The sequence below is a fragment of the Parabacteroides sp. AM08-6 genome, from assembly GCF_003473295.1.
Taxonomy (GTDB): Bacteria; Bacteroidota; Bacteroidia; order Bacteroidales; family Tannerellaceae; genus Parabacteroides.
In genome coordinates this window covers 41,234-58,592 of record NZ_QRMP01000022.1, presented here as the reverse complement: position 1 = coordinate 58,592, position 17,359 = coordinate 41,234, and the positions used below count along the sequence as shown (strand labels likewise).

Annotated in this window: 14 protein-coding genes; 3 read left to right on the top strand and 11 right to left on the bottom strand. The window is 43.0% G+C overall.

The genetic code is table 11. From position 1 onward, the window contains the following. Positions 1 to 91: 91 nt before the first annotated feature. The 5 genes from DW103_RS13085 to DW103_RS13065 form a co-directional block, all read right to left on the bottom strand. Positions 92 to 412, bottom strand: a complete 321-nt coding sequence (locus DW103_RS13085) for a T9SS type A sorting domain-containing protein (protein WP_122276856.1) — start codon at positions 410 to 412, stop codon at positions 92 to 94. A 140-nt stretch (positions 413 to 552) separates the two neighbouring features. After that, positions 553 to 1,467: a ribonuclease Z gene (locus DW103_RS13080; protein WP_122276854.1), complete on the bottom strand. Its 915-nt coding sequence runs from the start codon at positions 1,465 to 1,467 to the stop codon at positions 553 to 555. A 364-nt stretch (positions 1,468 to 1,831) separates the two neighbouring features. Continuing rightward, positions 1,832 to 2,986: a cytochrome d ubiquinol oxidase subunit II gene (locus tag DW103_RS13075; protein ID WP_122276852.1), complete on the bottom strand. Its 1,155-nt coding sequence runs from the start codon at positions 2,984 to 2,986 to the stop codon at positions 1,832 to 1,834. An 11-nt stretch (positions 2,987 to 2,997) separates the two neighbouring features. Next, positions 2,998 to 4,560: a cytochrome ubiquinol oxidase subunit I gene (locus tag DW103_RS13070; protein WP_122276850.1), complete on the bottom strand. Its 1,563-nt coding sequence runs from the start codon at positions 4,558 to 4,560 to the stop codon at positions 2,998 to 3,000. Between the two features lie 12 nt (positions 4,561 to 4,572). After that, entirely contained in the window at positions 4,573 to 4,800 is a 228-nt protein-coding gene (locus tag DW103_RS13065) for a DUF4492 domain-containing protein (protein ID WP_122276848.1), read from the bottom strand. A gap of 290 nt (positions 4,801 to 5,090) precedes the next feature. Between DW103_RS13065 and DW103_RS13060 the strand changes: the two genes are divergently transcribed. After that, on the top strand, positions 5,091 to 6,563 hold the full coding sequence (locus tag DW103_RS13060; protein ID WP_122276846.1) for a Gfo/Idh/MocA family protein: 1,473 nt from the start codon (positions 5,091 to 5,093) through the stop codon (positions 6,561 to 6,563). 23 nt (positions 6,564 to 6,586) lie between these two features. Continuing rightward, positions 6,587 to 7,450, top strand: coding sequence for a DUF1080 domain-containing protein (locus DW103_RS13055; protein ID WP_122276844.1), 864 nt, complete (start codon positions 6,587 to 6,589; stop codon positions 7,448 to 7,450). Between the two features lie 74 nt (positions 7,451 to 7,524). Here the strand turns inward: DW103_RS13055 and DW103_RS13050 are convergent, their stop codons facing one another. The 6 genes from DW103_RS13050 to surE all read right to left on the bottom strand — a co-directional run bounded on the left by DW103_RS13050 (position 7,525) and on the right by surE (position 12,579). After that, positions 7,525 to 8,622 (bottom strand): hypothetical protein, encoded by a 1,098-nt coding sequence (locus DW103_RS13050; protein WP_122276842.1) that lies wholly within the window; start codon positions 8,620 to 8,622, stop codon positions 7,525 to 7,527. 19 nt (positions 8,623 to 8,641) lie between these two features. Next, the gene (locus DW103_RS13045) at positions 8,642 to 9,181 is read right to left on the bottom strand and encodes a hypothetical protein (protein ID WP_122276840.1); all 540 of its coding nucleotides are present in this window, start codon (positions 9,179 to 9,181) and stop codon (positions 8,642 to 8,644) included. Next, positions 9,174 to 9,713 (bottom strand): RNA polymerase sigma factor, encoded by a 540-nt coding sequence (locus DW103_RS13040; protein WP_122276838.1) that lies wholly within the window; start codon positions 9,711 to 9,713, stop codon positions 9,174 to 9,176. Before DW103_RS13040 ends, DW103_RS13045 begins: the two co-directional genes overlap by 8 nt. A gap of 141 nt (positions 9,714 to 9,854) precedes the next feature. Further along, positions 9,855 to 10,580 (bottom strand): NigD-like protein, encoded by a 726-nt coding sequence (locus DW103_RS13035; protein WP_233545686.1) that lies wholly within the window; start codon positions 10,578 to 10,580, stop codon positions 9,855 to 9,857. A gap of 87 nt (positions 10,581 to 10,667) precedes the next feature. Continuing rightward, positions 10,668 to 11,804, bottom strand: coding sequence for a lipid-A-disaccharide synthase (gene lpxB / locus DW103_RS13030; RefSeq protein ID WP_122276836.1), 1,137 nt, complete (start codon positions 11,802 to 11,804; stop codon positions 10,668 to 10,670). Between the two features lie 10 nt (positions 11,805 to 11,814). Further along, positions 11,815 to 12,579 (bottom strand): 5'/3'-nucleotidase SurE, encoded by a 765-nt coding sequence (gene surE / locus DW103_RS13025; protein ID WP_122276834.1) that lies wholly within the window; start codon positions 12,577 to 12,579, stop codon positions 11,815 to 11,817. Between the two features lie 798 nt (positions 12,580 to 13,377). Between surE and DW103_RS13015 the strand changes: the two genes are divergently transcribed. After that, positions 13,378 to 17,013: a DUF6383 domain-containing protein gene (locus tag DW103_RS13015; RefSeq protein WP_122276830.1), complete on the top strand. Its 3,636-nt coding sequence runs from the start codon at positions 13,378 to 13,380 to the stop codon at positions 17,011 to 17,013. Positions 17,014 to 17,359 lie beyond the last annotated feature (346 nt).

Here is a 17,359-nt window from a genome sequence, read left to right as displayed (position 1 = left end):
TGTTGGTTATTCATCCAATGGCGGATGATGTCCCAAAGGTAGGAAAATTATTGGATATACAATTAAATAATAGTCAAAATGAAAATTGAATTCAGCGGATGGATATCTTGCGTACGGTATTTCCGATGCGCACAATATAGTATCCTTTGGCGATATCTACAGGGTATTCGCCGGAGGGTTGCTTCATCGGTATTTCCTTTACACGGATACCGACTACGCTATAGATTTCGAGCTTACTGCCTATTGGGGCGTTCTCAACGACTATCTTGTTGTCATAAGCACTAATCTTCAAAGAGTCCGGAGCTTCTTCTTTGGTTGTGGACTTAGTTGTCGGGGTCTGTTGCGCATGCACCTCAGACGGACAACCGGCCCATACAGCCAGCAATAGGATTATTGACAATAATAGCTTCATATTCCGAACCTTAAATTCGTACAAATGTAGGAATATTTTTTTGAACAGTGATAAATATAGGGGAATATTTGATAAATCTTGTAAAAACAGCCTCATTGTTACTTGCATCCTTCTGTCAGCTTATTGTGTAGGTTTGCTTTTTACAACGACAAAACCATCCTTTCGTTGGCCAACATCGTTTGTGGGAAAATGGCTTTGGCTTCTTGGAGAAGCGGCGTCACATCTTCATAACGGGCGGAATAATGGCCGATAAGGAGTTTGCCCACATGAGCGGCACGGGCTATTTCGGCAGCCTGACGAGCGGTAGAATGGAATGTCTCTTTGGCACGAGGCAGGTCACATTCGGCAAAAGTAGCTTCGTGATATAATAAATCTACACCTTCGATAATAGGGATGATGGATGGACAATAAGCTGTGTCGGAACAAAAAGCATATCGTTTCGGAGGAGTCGCCGGACGTGTCAGACGGGAATTGGGAATGATTTCTCCTTCGGACGTAATATAGTCTTTGCCCTGTTTGAGAGCTTGCATCCATCTGACCGGGACCTGATAGAAATCAGTCATCTCACGAATGATATGAGGTTCTTTCTGTTTTTCTTCAAAAAGGTAACCGCAGGTCGGGATACGATGTTTCAAGGGAATGGAATAGACGGAGAGTGAACGGTCTTCCATTACCAGCGAATGTTCGTAAGTGTTGATTGGGTTGAAACGAACCTCGAATTCGAGCCCGCGGCAGAATAAGTCCATTACCGGACGCATAAACGTTTCCACTTCTTTAGGACCGTGGATGACCAATTCACCGTTACGTCCCAACATGCCCAATGTCGAGATGAGACCCGGCAAGCCGAAACAATGGTCGCCGTGCAGGTGTGAGATAAAGATATGGTTCAACCGGCCGAAACGGATACGCATATTACGCATCTGGATCTGCGTACCTTCCCCGCAATCAATCATGTATAATTTGTCCCGTAAATCAACTATTTGTGAAGTCGCCAGATGCCGCGTGGTAGGTAAAGCTGAACCGCATCCCAGTATGTTTATGTTAAATTCTGCCATAAGGTATCCATCGGATAATTCAATGCAAAGATAATACAAAAGCTTCGGTGTTCTGTGAAAAATAACAAAAAAAGCGGGAAGTTTGTTTCGCAGATGGGAGGTATTCTATATATTTGTTTGCTGTCCTTAAAGGAAGCGATTGTATAGTCGGAAAAAGACTTACGATATTTTTCATCTAAGCCTTAACTAACTTTTTCTTTTTGTTTAAAACGGTTAAATGTAGAAACGGCCAAGCGTGAGCTTCGCCGTTTCCTTTTTTTTATGACCTCGACGGATGGGCGTAATCCCCGGCTTTTATCGAAGTAGCCCATCCGGTGAAACCGTTTTTTGCAGTATTACGACAGGGGCGGAAATGACCTCATGCTTAATAAGAATGGTTATCATTCTTTTCCATTTCTTTTTCCGTAATCTTATGCAAATCCAGTGAGCGCCACGCATAAAAGATATAGGCCAGGACGAAAGGCACAAGAATGGAAACATAACTCATTACTTTCAGTGTGAACGGACTGGAGCAACTATTTTGTATCGTCAACGAACTTTGTAAATCTGCGATAGACGGGTAATAAGCTGTGTTATTCCATCCGGCACAAAGCAACAGTGCCAAAACAGTCAGTACCGTACCGCTCCCACAATACCAAATGCCCTTTCGCCATGTTGCCGACAGAATCGTGCGAATAATGCCATAGAGAACACCTACGACTCCAACCAACAAAACCACCAGGACAAGAGGCATCTCTATCAGGTTGATAAAATATTTGTAAGGTTGCATATAGACTTCACTTGTTTCCGGATTAACCGCAAAACCGTCAGCCAACAACAGATGCACGAGGAAAGTCAGGAAAAATATCAGGAAAAGTATGGTTTCGATGACCAAATGTTTTCTGCTCCTTTCAATAATCTCTTTATCATCTATATTATTAATAAAGTAAAGCAAAGCCTGGATGCGTGCCAGAAAAAAGACTGCCAGTCCGAGGCATATATTCCAAAAAACGAAAGCTGCTTCGAGTCCGTGCCAGGGGTTAGCCCAAGTGGAGATAACAGGCATTGCTACATCTGTGAGTTGTGCTTTATTGACTATAAATTCAGCTCCGTTGAAAAAAGTGCCTACGGCTGTCCCCAGTAATATCGGGCCTAATATGCCATTGAGAAGTAAAAATACCTGATAAGTCTTTTTACCCAGCAAATTTCCTTTTTTTGATTGGTATTCGTAGGAAACGGCTTGGATAACAAAACAAGCCAGTATCAACATCCATACCCAATATGCCCCGCCGAAGCTGGTAGAATAAAAGAGAGGAAAAGAGGCAAAGAATGCCCCGCCGAAAGTCACCAGTGTTGTGAAAGTGAATTCCCATTTACGGCCGGTGGAGTTTAGCAACATCTTTTGTTGTATTTCGGTCTTGCCGATTGTAAACAGCATGGACTGTCCGCCTTGTACGAAAAGTAGAAAAACCAACAATGCTCCCAACAAGGAAACAAGGAACCACCAGTAATGCTGTAAGAATATATATGTACTATCCATGGCGTATATTTTTAATGTGATTGATTATCGAATGCCGGTCCTTTCTTGATAGCTTTCACCATAATTCCGATTTCTGCAATTAGTAATACGGTAAATAGAAGAAGGAACAGGAAGAAAGTTGTCTGTACTGACGAAGTTGCCAGTTTGGATACGGAGGCACTGGTCGGCAATATATCCTGTATGGCCCAAGGTTGGCGACCTACTTCGGCCACTATCCATCCGGCTTGTCCGGCTATATAGGCTAATGGAATTGTCCATACGCAAGCCCATTGTAGCCAGCGGGCATGTTCGAATTTATTCTTTTTGCTCCATATCAGGGCAATAATGAACAAAAGGATGAAATATCCGCCTAAGATTACCATGACACGGAAAGAGTAGAATGTGAGTCCTACGTGCGGAACCAATTCTGCCGGATCTTTAATATAGCCATAGCCGAAATAGGCGAAGTTCTCTTCCAGTAAGGTACGTGCTTGCCGGGCTTTTGCGTCATCTTTATCCTTTACGGCTTTGCGATAATCGGCCAAAGCCTGGATAGCTGTCTGTCCTTTTGCAATCTTTTCGGTAGCCGAGAGAGCCGGCGTGCCATCGTGTGTGGTATATCCCCCTTCAATCAGGTTTGTGATGCCCGGTACATAGGCATCCGCGCTACGTTCGGCCAACAAGGATAGAAGTTTGGGCAATTTGATATCGAACAGGAATGCGTCGACATTATCTTTATAGCTTGTTTTGTCCGGGTTCAGGATGCCGATACCTACCAAGCCGACCCCGTTACCTCCTTCGTAAAGTCCTTCCATTGCAGCCAGCTTCATCGGCTGTTTTTGGGCAACTTGGTAAGCGGAACCGTCACCTGTCCAGATAATAAGGATGGAAGCGACCAAGCCGAAGATAGCACCCACTTTGATACTTTCGAGAGCAAAATTACGCTCGCGTTTCTTTAATAAGTACCAACTACTTATACCGATAACGAATACCGCTCCTACAATCCATCCCGACAGTACGGTGTGGAAAAACTTATTGATAGCGACTGGTGAGAGAGCTACATCCCAAAAATTGAACATTTCATTGCGCACCGTGTCCGGATTGAATTTCATGCCGGCCGGATGTTGCATCCAGGCATTGGCAATCAATATCCAAAGAGCGGAAAGCGTTGCTCCGATAATGGTGAGCCAAGTCGAGGCCAAATGGAAGCGTTTGCTTACCTTATCCCAGCCGAAAAACATGACGGCAATGAATGTGGCTTCCATAAAGAACGCAAGAATGCCCTCGATAGCCAGCGGAGCACCGAAAATGTCCCCGACAAACCAACTGTAATTGGACCAGTTGGTTCCGAACTCGAATTCAAGGATAAGTCCGGTGGCAACGCCGATGGCAAAGTTGATACCGAATAATTTCATCCAGAATTGAGCTGTTTTCTTCCAAAATTCGTTACCTGTTTTGTAATAGATGGTCTCCATGATGGCTTGTACAACCCCGAGCCCGAGGGTTAAAGGTACGAAAAGCCAGTGATACATGGCTGTAAGGGCAAATTGGGCCCTCGACCAATCAATCAAAGAAGTGTCAATGCTTGCAATCATAACTATAATAATTTAAGGAGTTATTGCACGTTGGATGAGTTCGCCGGATACGTGTTCTTCCTTTGCGGAGTCGTTGTCGAACTTTCCTAAATAATTAGGGAAAAAAAATAATCTTAATATAAAAAACATGATGAAGAGTTTGACCAGAATAATCAGCCAAAGTGTTTTCCCCATTTTCATCTCCCGGAATCCTTCCAGGTAAAAATGGAATATGCGTATGTGTATTGGTTCTCTTTTCATGTATATAAACTCATTTATTATAACAAAGCAAAAGATGAATAAGTTCTTTTTCTACAAAAATAATGTAAACCTACGGCTATTTGCTTCCGAAATGATAGATTTTATTTATCTAAAAATAGGTTTTATCTATAATCTCTGTTAAAAAAAACTATTTTGGAGAAGAAAGACGGCCCGGAAGGCTTGTTGTTCTTTTCTCAATTTCTATATTTGCGACAGTTTGTGTTTTTAAATACGAGAAATCACATTAGAAAGTAACATTATTAAGTGCTAATCTATAAAAAATTATTGCTATGTCAAACATTTCTAGAAGATCTTTTCTTCAAAGAGGAGCAGCTGCAGCCGCAGCCTTCTCAATTGTGCCGGGTTCCATACTTGGTAAAAGTCATGGATATACAGCCCCTACTGATAAGTTGAACATCGCTGCTGTCGGTATCGGCGGTATGGGGCATGCTAATATCAACAATGTAAAGAATACAGAAAACATTGTTGCTCTTTGCGATGTAGACTGGAAGTATGCAAAAGGCGTATTCAACGAACACCCCAATGCTAAGAAATATTGGGATTATCGTAAGATGTACGATGAAATGGGTAAGTCTATCGATGCTGTTATTATTGCTACAGCCGACCATGCTCATGCTATCATTACTGCTGATGCCATGACATTAGGCAAGCACGTATATTGTCAGAAACCGTTGACTCACTCTGTTTACGAATCTCGTTTGTTGACAAAGTTGGCCGCTTCTACAGGTGTTGCTACCCAGATGGGTAACCAAGGTTCTTCTGGTGAAGGTACCGATTTGGTTTGCGAATGGATTTGGAACGGTGAAATCGGGGATGTAACGAAAGTAGAATGTGCTACTGACCGTCCTATCTGGCCGCAGGGTCTGAACACTCCGGAAAAAGTGGACAAAGTTCCTTCTACATTGAACTGGGATTTGTTTACAGGTCCGGCTGAATTGAAGCCGTTTAGTAACCTTTATCATCCTTGGAACTGGCGCGGATGGTGGGCTTATGGTACAGGTGCACTGGGTGATATGGCTTGCCATATTATGCATACACCGTTTAAAGCGTTGAAGTTGGGTTATCCTACAAAAGTAGAAGCCTCTTCCACTCTGTTGCTTCGCGATTGCGCTCCTAACGCACAGCACGTAAAATTAATCTTCCCGGCTCGTGATAACATGCCGAAATTGGCTTTGCCGGAAGTGGAAATCCATTGGTATGACGGTGGTATGATGCCGGAACGTCCGAAAGGTTTCCCGGAAGGAAAACAATTGATGGGTCCTGGTGGTGGTTTGACTATCTTCCACGGAACAAAAGATACTTTGGTTTGTGGTTGCTATGGTGAACAACCGTTCCTGTTGTCAGGTCGTAAACCGAACGCTCCGAAGGTTTGCCGTCGTGTAAGCAGCCACGAAATGGACTGGGTTCGCGCTTGTAAGGAAAATCCGTCAAGTCGTGTAGAAACGAAGTCTAATTTCTCTGAAGCAGGTCCGTTCAATGAAATGATTGTAATGGGTGTATTGGCTGTTCGTCTGCAAGGATTGAATAAGACTTTGAATTGGGATGGCAATAACATGCAGTTCACAAATATTGGTGACAATGAAACGGTTAAGACTTGTATCAAGGATGGTTTCACAATCCACGATGGACACCCGTCATTCAATAAAGACTGGACTGATCCGGTTAATGCTAAACAATATGCTGCCGAACTGATTAAGCATAACTATCGTGATGGCTGGAAATTGCCTGATATGCCGAGATAATTGTTTTAAACTAAATAGAGAAAATGAAAAAGTCAGTATTATTAGCAAGCGCTGCTGTTATGATGTGTTATATGACGTCTTGTAGTGGTGGTAAGAAAACAACAGAAGAAGCTGCCGCTCCTGCTGCAGCAGAAGAAGCAACAACGGAAGAAGCCGCTCCTGAATACAGAATCATGGACGAGCTGCCTGTAGTTGATTTGTCTACTTTCCCGAAAGATAAAGATGGTAAAATCACTATCTTTGATGGAAAAACTTTCAAGGGATGGAGAGGTTATGACCGTGCTGATGTTCCTGAAGCTTGGAGCATTAAAGATGGATCAATCCATATGAAAAGCTCAGGTGCCGGTGAAGCTGGTGCTAAAGATGGCGGTGACCTGATTTTCGCTCATAAGTTCAAAAACTTCGAACTGGAATGGGAATGGAAAGTGGCTAAAGGTGCCAACTCTGGTGTATTTATCATGATCCAGGAAGTAGAAGGACAACCTTCTTATATTTCTGCTCCTGAATACCAGATTTTGGATAACGAAAACCATCCGGATGCTAAATTAGGTGAGAATGGTAATCGTATGTCGGCCTCTCTGTACGACATGATTCCGGCTAAACCGCAGAACTCTAAACCGTTCGGACAATGGAACAAGTCAAAAATCATGTGTTACAAAGGTACTGTTGTTCACTATCAGAACGACGAAGTGGTTGTTGAATATCACTTGTGGACACCGCAATGGAAAGAAATGTTGGATAAGAGCAAATTCAGCAAAGACAAATGGCCGTTGGCTTACGAACTGTTGCTGAACTGTGGCGGTCCTAACAAAGAAGGTTTCATTGGTCTGCAAGATCATGGCGACGAAGTTTGGTTCCGTAACATTACAGTTAAAGAACTTGATTAATTAAATCATTCCTAAATAAAAACCCCGGTATCATTTGAGATGCCGGGGTTTTTTATGGAAATTACTTTTGTTGTTTACCTTTCTCTGATTTTCAGGTTTCCATAGTTGTTGCCTTCAAATTCTATATATCCGTTGTTCCCACCGTTTACTTCACTTTTGTGGTTCACTTTGTCTTCTATCTTCGAAGCGACGAGATTGAACCCTTTGATGTCATATTTCCCGTATTTCATGCCGTAGGCATTCACCCGGAAAGAGACATTAGGAATATCGATATTCAGATTTCCGTAATGGGAATCCGCATAAATGCTTTTGAACTTAGGGGAAACATCTTTGATATTGACTGTACTGTAGCTGAGTTCGTCCAGATAGAGGCTTTCTTTTAGCAAATGGATAGTTCCTTGGTTGTATTTGACATCGATATTCGCTTGGTTGACCTCTTCAATATCAAAACTTCCGTATTTGGTATCCATCTCCAGCTTGTTCACTTTTTGGATTGTGATACCGGAATATTTACAGTCGATAGACAGTGTGGATGCATTTGTCAGAGACGCATTGCCACAATAAGACAAATCGAGGTTGGCTGTATTCACTGATTTTAAATCTACATTTCCGTATTGCGCTTCGATTTCGAGATGTTTATCAAAACTCCCGGCTTGGATATTACCGTATTTAACTTGCAACACACATTTCCCCTTATTGCTTTCCGGCATAATGATATTTCCGTATTTCTGTGTCAGGTCGCACGAAATTCCGGACGGCATCTGGATATAATAATTGATTGAGAACGACTCGTTGGAACCATTGTTTATATTCTGTTCCCGCAAGGAGGTGACGGCACTGATGGTATTCCCGGTTTTACTCATCTCGATATTTACGCGGTTGATGCTGGAAAGCGCCCTTTCCTCATTGCGGGCTTTGGCTTCGACAACAACCTGAATGTAGACTTCGTTCTTGTTCCAATAACTGATGTTGATATTGCCGAAGCGATTGTCTATATTCACATTGTCGTTTTTGGTAGCATTAAAAGACTTGCTGAACTCCTTTTTCTTAACACTTTCCGGCTTGTTCGCCCAAGCGGGGATACTACAAAACAATACCAGGAGAGCCAGCAGGCAGGGGCGCAAGAACGCTTGTTCCCGGTTGACGGATGAATGGATGCGGATTGGTTTCATTTGAATGATTATTTAGTTTTTATTCTTGATTATTCTTTTCCATTTTAACCAGTTGGTCCAACATAATATTCAAGCTTTCCAAGCTGGAATTGTAATGCTGGTTCATGGTGAACAACGCTGCATTGGAGCAGGGCAGGGTAGGGAGAACCGTTTCCTCGAACATATAGTTGTCGCTCAGGACACGTTTGGTTTCTTCCAGCAGTTCTTCCGCTCCCGGTATCTGTTGTTGTTTGTACAGATTTTTTATTTGCGAGATAACCTCGCTCATCTGCATATTATAGTATAAGCGCAATTCTTCAATTTCTTCCTTCACCGTACATTTCTGTTGCAGGGAAACGACCTTTTGTGCCGGCGGCATCGGAGTACCGCCCGGTAGTTTGAGGAGGAATACCCATGCGATGCACGCTGCTGCGGCAAAAGCGAGCAGACTATACAATTTTGCCCGATTCCGGCGAGGAGCAGGAAGTTTCCCGGTGAAACGTTCGAAATGACCTTCCGGCAACAAGTCATCGTCGAAGGCTTCCCGGTTGGAGTCTATGAAATCTTTTAATTTATCCATGTTGATTAGCAGCTATAATGTCTAACAGTTTACGCTTGGCACGCAGATATTGGCTGCGTACGCTGGGCGGTTTAATCTGAAGGATTGATGCAATCTCTTCCATATCATACCCTTCGAAAAGGTAGAGCGAGAGGATTACGCGATAACCGGCCGGCAATTGGCAGCAGGCCTTTTTCACTTGGTCCACCGAATAGCGAATCGTTTCCTCGTCAATTTCATCGGTAACGGGTTCGATGTAATTGTCCGAGAGCTCTTCCGCTTCCGGTGTTTGCCGGCGCACGTAATCGATGGCTGTGTGGACGGCTATCCGGTGCATCCACGCTTCGAAACACTGTCCGTCGTGATATTGGTCCAGCCGGGTAAAGACTTTCAGGAACGCGTCCTGCATAGCCTCTTCCGCTTCCGGAGCATTCCCTACAATACGCAGGCAAGCGACATACAATCGTCGTGCGAATTGTTTATATAGGGCGAGTTGCGCGGAACGGCTTCCTTTGCGGCACCCCTCAATCAGATGTGCAGTTGTTTCCTCCATTTACTTATATATACGTGAGAGGAAAGCAATACGTTGCATTCCGGATACGAAAATAGATAAAAAACGGAAAAAAAGAAAGGCATCATCCCGATGCCTCTCTCCCTGAACTAAATGATAAAAATAAAAGTTATGTGGGAAGGTTTATTTTGGTATCTGAAAATTGATTGAACTTGGACTCGGCCCCGGGTCGAATATCCGTTGGGCTGAATTGTAATCAAGTTCGTATGTCCTGTCGCCACTGAAAGTATTACATTTTATTTTCAGTTTGACGGTTTCTCCCTCCGTATCGGGCAAGCTGTTCAATCTGAACGAAATAAGCCCCACCCCTTCGGCCGTTTTCGGGTCATCATATGCGTGATGACGGAATTCCAGTTCGTACGGTTTCTTTTCATTCGTCTGCACCAGATTCAGATAATGTTTTTTCACTCCACCGAAATAAGTCCGGAACTGGAATGTTATATAATTACCCGCAATCCAAACATAATCGAGACTCACCGGGTCTTTCCCGTAGACGACATTGTTTTCCGCTCCCAAACCCGAAGCAATCGATTTTGTCAGAATACTGTCTATCTGGTTCACTTTGACCGCATGACTATATCCTTTGATAGAGTCGCTCAATAACGTGAAATTGACCAATGCGCGACGTTCTTCATCCAAACCGAAATAAGGAATAGAGCCATCTACCGGTAAAAGTGTCGTACTATCGTCCAACTGTATGTAGTAGCTTGTGCTGCTTGTCGGCTTTACCGTAGCAACTCTTATCCAATATCTGTCGGCAGGGTATTTGTCATCATCCAGGCACGAATTGAAAGAAAAAATCATCAAAACGGCCCCCAACATTAAAACAAATATTCTCAACCTCTTCATTGCATGTATCACGAATTTGTTTTCCCGTTACATAAAGGTAGATGCCGGATAATCGCGAAACGCTGCAAGTCGTGAGTATAAAAGATGTTAATGATTCAGAGAGAGATAGATAAGTTCGGCAGCTCTCCGGGAAGCTCCCGGCTTGCCGAGCAGTCGGATAATCTCATCGTATCCGTCCAACATCTGTTTCCGGTAAGCCGCATCATGGAGAATACGCCCCAGTTCATCCTGTATTTGTCTTTTCGAGAAACGGGCGCCGAACAGTTCTTGCACGATTTCCCGTCCTCCAATCAGGTTGACCAGCGAGATATAAGGAATATGAAAGAAATGATGAAAAACGAAGCTGACGAGCCGTCCGACGGGCGTATAATAGCAAACCACCTGCGGGACCCGGAACAAGGACGTTTCGAGCGTCGCCGTACCGGACGTCACAAGTGCCGCCCGGCTATGCTGCAAAAGCGGATAAGTCCGGCCGAACACGATTTTGGGCGTATGGTTTCCGATGTAGGGGCGATAATATTCAGTCTCCAGTCCCGGTGCGCCCGCGATGACCGGCTGAAAGTCGGGGAAGGAGGCGGCCACTTCGAGCATCGTGGGTAGATTATCTTTGATTTCCTGACGCCGGCTTCCCGCCAATAGCGCAAGGATAGGCTTCTCCCCCAATCCCTCGTCCTTCAGGAACGTATCCGGCTGGGAGGCTGCCTGTTGTGCCTGGAATTGAGCGACGGAGTCGACCGACGGATTGCCTACATAGTCGACTGCGTAATCCAAACGGTTGAAAAACTCTTTCTCGAACGGCAAAATGCAGAACATCCGGTCCACATAGCGGCGGAAATCCTTGATACGGTACTGCTTCCATGCCCATATTTTCGGTGAGATATAGTAATAGACGGGCAGATGAAGCTCGGTCTTCACAAACCGGGCCATCTTCAGGTTGAAGCCCGGATAATCAATCAGGATAACCACATCCGGCCGATAGCTGCGGATGGCTTCCCGGCAAGTCTTCATATTTTTCAGTATGGTACGCAGGTTCAGCAATACCGGAATAAAGCCCATAAAAGCCATTTCCCGGTAATGTTTGACCAGAGTACCGCCCACGGCCTGCATCAAATCTCCTCCGAAAAAACGGAAATCAGCCTCTTTGTCCACCTCTTTCAAAGCAGCCATCAGGTTGGAAGCATGCAAGTCGCCGGATGCTTCGCCGGCTATCAGGAAGTATTTCATCGGACTGTTCTTATTCTATCCAATCTTGTATGTTGTTCATGAAGTCGTAGTCCGTTACATCAAGCTTGCAGGGAACGAGCGAGGCATAACCGCTGTCCAATGCCAACGTATCGTTGTCGGGATGTATCGGTTTGGCGTTTTCGAACGAGCCGGCAAGCCAGAATACCGGTTCTCCGCTTGCGTTTTCGGAACGTTTGAATTCATTTATCCAGCGTCCGTCCGCCTGGCGGCATATTTTCATTCCTTTTACCTGGGGAATATCGGGGACATTCAGGTTCAGGTATGTGCCGTGCGGCAATCCTTCTTTCAGGACACGGCGTGCCAACTTGCGTCCCAGCCGGCAGCTCTCCGTAAAATCTGCGTCATCGTGATGGTCTAATAGCGATACGCCTATGGAAGGTACGCCGAATACGCAACCTTCGGCTGCTGCCCCCATTGTGCCGGAATACTGTACGCAAATAGCCATATTCCCTCCGTGGTTGATACCGGAAGCCAACAAGTCCGGTTGCCGATCCAGCACTTCGTTGATTGCCAGTTTCACGCAGTCGACAGGCGTGCCGGTACAGCTGTAAACCGTCAGTCCGTTTTCTTTCTTAATCAGTGAATATTTGATAGGAACCAGCGAGGTGATGGAACTTGCCATTCCCGAACGGGGGCCGTCCGGTGCGAAGACTACAATGTCTCCGAGGTCGCGCAGGCACTCTGTTAATTCTTTAATTCCTTTGGCGTGTACGCCGTCATCGTTTGTAATCAGGATAAGCGGTCTATTATTCATGTTGCTTTTCTTTTTGTTGCAGACACAAATATAACGAGAATCTTTTAATCCGGCGGTGTTTTCTCATTTCATCCGAATGAATTTTGGATTACATGCCGGCTTTTTTGAATTAGTTGCGCGGCTAATTGCCTTTCGACAATTGTCGCAAGGTCTTACCATAACCGTCGCAAGGCCTTACGACAGTTGTCAAAAGGCCTTCCCATAATTATCGAAAGGCAAATTGCTCGCATGGAAAACAGAAAAAGGGGGAAAAGAAATCTTTACAAATATAGTAGGAAAATTGGAAATGAAGGAATGAAAATCAATCAAAATGAGAGGGGATTTTAACACAAAAAACGCCCCTTTTCCTCATTTGCCTGTTTTTGGGCAAAAATACGAAAATGTAATTTGTTGATATACAGTGAGTAATAAATTACTAATAAGGTACGCGCGTACCTATTATTTAAGGGTGAAAACGGGTAGTGAATAGAATGTAAATAGTTGAAAATAAGACGTGTATACAGAGAGAGCAGAATGACTAAAAAAAACGTACGTTTTTTCTCGTCACAAAAATAGGCATAAGTTTTGAACCTGCAATTCTTTTCCTCGATTTTTTTTCTGTCTGTATATGCTTTCTTATCAATTAGATAGCAAAGTGAGTACAAAAAACAGGCTTTCGATTACGAACTCTGGAAACGCCCGAAAAAATGACTAAAAAAAACGTACGTTTAATTTAGTCATTATACAGAAATTAACGAGCGTACGTGCATACTGAAAAGCTTTTAGTAAACACTATTATTAATATTAAATGTAAGAATTATGAACAAAAAGTTTTCTACTTTGATGGCCGGCCTTGTGTTGGCTTCTGGGGTGGCGATGGCTCACAATGTTCCAGGTACAGGAGGTTTTCCTTACCGTACGCAGGATGTGAAGAGTGCAGCATTGACAGGTGCTAATGCTGTAACTACAATACAGTCGTCTGCTACACTGAAAAATGCTCCTTATTATCAATTGGCGGATGGTCTTACCGGGACTCCCAAAGTATTGGTTCAGGTACGCGATGCTAATACCGGTAAACTGACTTTGAAAATGGTAGATGCCGATAAGGCTCCTATTGTTGCTTCTTTGTGGAGCATAGAGGTGAAAGAAGATGTTGCAAGTGGTAAGCAATATACTTTTAGAAATAAGGAAACAGGTTTGGAATTGGTATTCGACCATACTTTGGCTCTTAGTAAAGATGCGGATGCTACTCTTTCCACCGAAGCAGCTACTCTTTTGGATGGTTGCACCATGAACTGGGCTTGGTCTGATGCAAATAAATTTACGGAAGCAATCCCTGTTTATTCAGCATTCCATAAGGATTCTGTGATGGTTATGCAGCTTAATGATAATGAAGAAGTTGTAGCCGTTAAATATCCAAATACTGTAGCCGGTGATCAGGCTAAAGATATTAATGATGCATTAAAATTAAGACCGGTTGTTGCTACAGGTATTGTTTTGAAAGCTGCTGACATCAATTCAATGATTGATGCTGTAAACAAAACAGGTGCTGAATTTAAGTTCAACAAGAATGGCAACTCTGACTGGAATACGATTTCCAATAATGTGTTGGCTGATAATACTTATATGGCAGAAGAGTTGACAACTGATAAATTAGCCGTAGAAGATTATTATAAACTGCAGGTTACCGAGTTGAAGAAACTTACAGAACAATTTACTGCGTTAATTACTGATGCAAATACACATACTCCAAGTACAGTTGGTGCTGATGCATTAGATGCTTGGAACGCAGCATTTGAAGAAACGTTGTATAAAGATCAATTCGTGAAAGCCTTTATTGCTTTGGAAGGGTTATCTGACGTTTTTGAAGCAATTAATGGTTTGAGTGGCACACAAAATCTTGTTGATGCGGCCACCTTAAAAACTACACTCTCTGAACTTCAAGAAGGTGATATTAAAGCACTTACAGTTATTAAAAATAATCTTGACGAGTTAACAAATCAGGATGATTATGCAAATTTCAACATCCGTCTGAAAGTAAAAGGCAGCTCCCCTGCTACTTACTACATGGTAGATACCGTTCGTAATCAGGAAATTTCTACTCAGAAAACAATGAAATTGAGCAATAAAGAAATAAAGAATACCATTAATCCTTTTATTTTGGCCCGTTTCAACTTCCGTGTAACTTATTTTGCTTCAAACGACAGTTTGTCTATCGAACCGTTGAATGCTTCTTCCAAAACTGATAAGGAATGGAATGACGGTACTAAATGGGATGATTGCTTTGCCGGTAAACAATTGGTGGAATTTGCTGATGTAGACAATGCTCATATCGGTCTTCAGGTAAGCAATACAGTTACGAATGATGCTTCTACAGAGTACACAGACAAACACGTCTCTTTGACCGTTACCAAATTAGGCGATGGCAACTTCGTTCCAACGGCAGCTCCCGCAGCATTGGATGAATTCAAAGCCCGTATTTCTTTCAAACACGAGTATCCTACACTTGTTCGTACAACTACTCCGGAAGGTGTTTACCTGATTAATTTGGTGACAGCTATAGCTCCATCAACAGATGTGCGCCGTATAAACGGAACTAATTTGGTTGCAGATATGGGTGGCCATATCATTTATGACGAACAAGAAAAATCTCAGGAATTCTCTCACATGCCGGCAGCTCAGTGGGTTATCGAGCATTTAGGTTGTGCAGATGCAGTTAATCCGCGTGTGAGAATTGTAAACCGTGAATATGGTTTTACTGCATTCGAAGGTCAATTGTATGATGATGGCAATGACAATGTATATATCATCAACCATCAGGATTATGCAACCAAAATTGCAGATAAGAGAGCTAGTGCTCAAAATAAATTCTGTTGTGAAGATACTTTGAAATTGAATCGGATTGAAGAACCTAACACCTTCGGTTATCTGAACCCAGGTGACAAGGTAATCGAAAATACATTCAAATTGAAACAATTCTTCGATTATGGAACAGAAGCATATTATCTGAATGCTGTTAAATCAGGTGCGGATACTCTCTTGAGAGTTCAGGCAGAAGGTTCTAACTTCGAATTGATTCCTGCAAAGGAAAATGTTAACTACGGTTATTCAAATGCTAAAGCTCCTCAATTGAAGAAATCGGTTTATAAGCTGAAAGTAAAAGATGCCGACAAGATTAACAACGACCGCATCTTCGTAGGTGTAAACAAGAATGGTAAATTCTGTGTAGCTGATACATTGGATGGCAAAAAGGCTGATTATGAATTGGCTTATTTCACACTGAAAGAAAACAACCATTGGACTAAAGATTCTGACAATCATTATTATGCATTGGTTCGGGTTGACTTGAGTGAAGGTACTATAGAAGACTTGTGCAAACTTGCCATCGAACAAGGTCAGTTGGATGCAAAACAGGAAGATTTGTGCCAGGATCGTACAGAATCCTTCATCCTTGAGTCTGATACGATGCCGTACTATCGCAGAATTATCGGTCTGAAGACAGAAAAATTCTATTCTGTAAAGAATAACAACCGTACATTGGGTGAAGCAAACGAAAAGGGCGTGAACTATCTGGATATCTTCAGTGTGGTTGAAGAGGCAAGCCGTAACAATGAATTCTTTGTTGATACAGCGCGCGTAACAGTACCGAGTATGCCTACTTATCTGTTGGCTCTGGACGTAGAAAAGAAACAGACCGCAGAATGTACTCACGAAGACCATCCGGCAATCGGTGACCACTATGAGGTAATCGAATATCTGCAGGGTCGTTATATGTTGGATGCTTCCTACACGGATATTATTCCTGATTATGTAAAAGTAGCAAACTACGAAAACGTTTACACTCGTTACGTCTTCGTAAATGCAATCCACTACAAAGACGCTTTGTATATCATGGATGCAGCTGATGCAACAATCAAATATGACCGTGACCTGTATGATGGCAAGAACGTCTTCAAGAAGATTACTTTGAATAAAGAAACTTATGATGGTGCTTCCATAGCCTTCCGTCTGAAAGAACACGACTCAAATGACTTCTATCTTGAAACACGTGGTGAGAAGTATGGTTATGCTAAAGATGGCAACACTTGGGTGAAAGAACAGAACCAGACAATCGTATCTACCGGTCGTAATGTAAATGGCACAGACCATGAAGGCCGTCCTGCTCAATCAGTTTACGAAGATATCTATCAGGCTCTGTTGTTGAATACAACTGCTCAGGAAGGAACAACGGATAATGACGAAATCGCAGTATCCGAGACAGTGAAGGTGATTGCCGGCAACGGTGAAGTAACCATCTATGGCGCAGCCGGAAAGAAAGTAAAAGTTTACGGTTTGTTAGGTCAGGAAGGTAAAGCAACTATCTTGTCATCCGACATGCAGACAATCTCAGCTCCTTCAGGAATTGTAATCATTGCAGTGGAAGGTGAGAAGGCTGTAAAAACTATCGTAAAATAAGACGTATAGTTCAGTAAATGAGAATTTATAATCATTTAATTAAATATTAATCTAAATAATATCACGCGATTTTCATAAAGGGGCAGGTTCTGCCTGCCTCCTTTAAAAATCAACTAACCCGCGAGGGCAAACAAGTGGTAGTATTAATAATACTAAAGTTTTGAAATAAAGTTCTTTTGCCTGTATCCCTGTGAAGAGAGAAAGCAAAAACCAAAAAGGAGGGTATGTCTCGGAGAGGCATGCCCTTTTTTTATTCCCTTCTCATACCGGTTGAGGCGAAGAACATTAAAATGTGAAAGAACCCAACGAAATTTAAATATATGTAGTACCAATTTCGGCTAAAAAG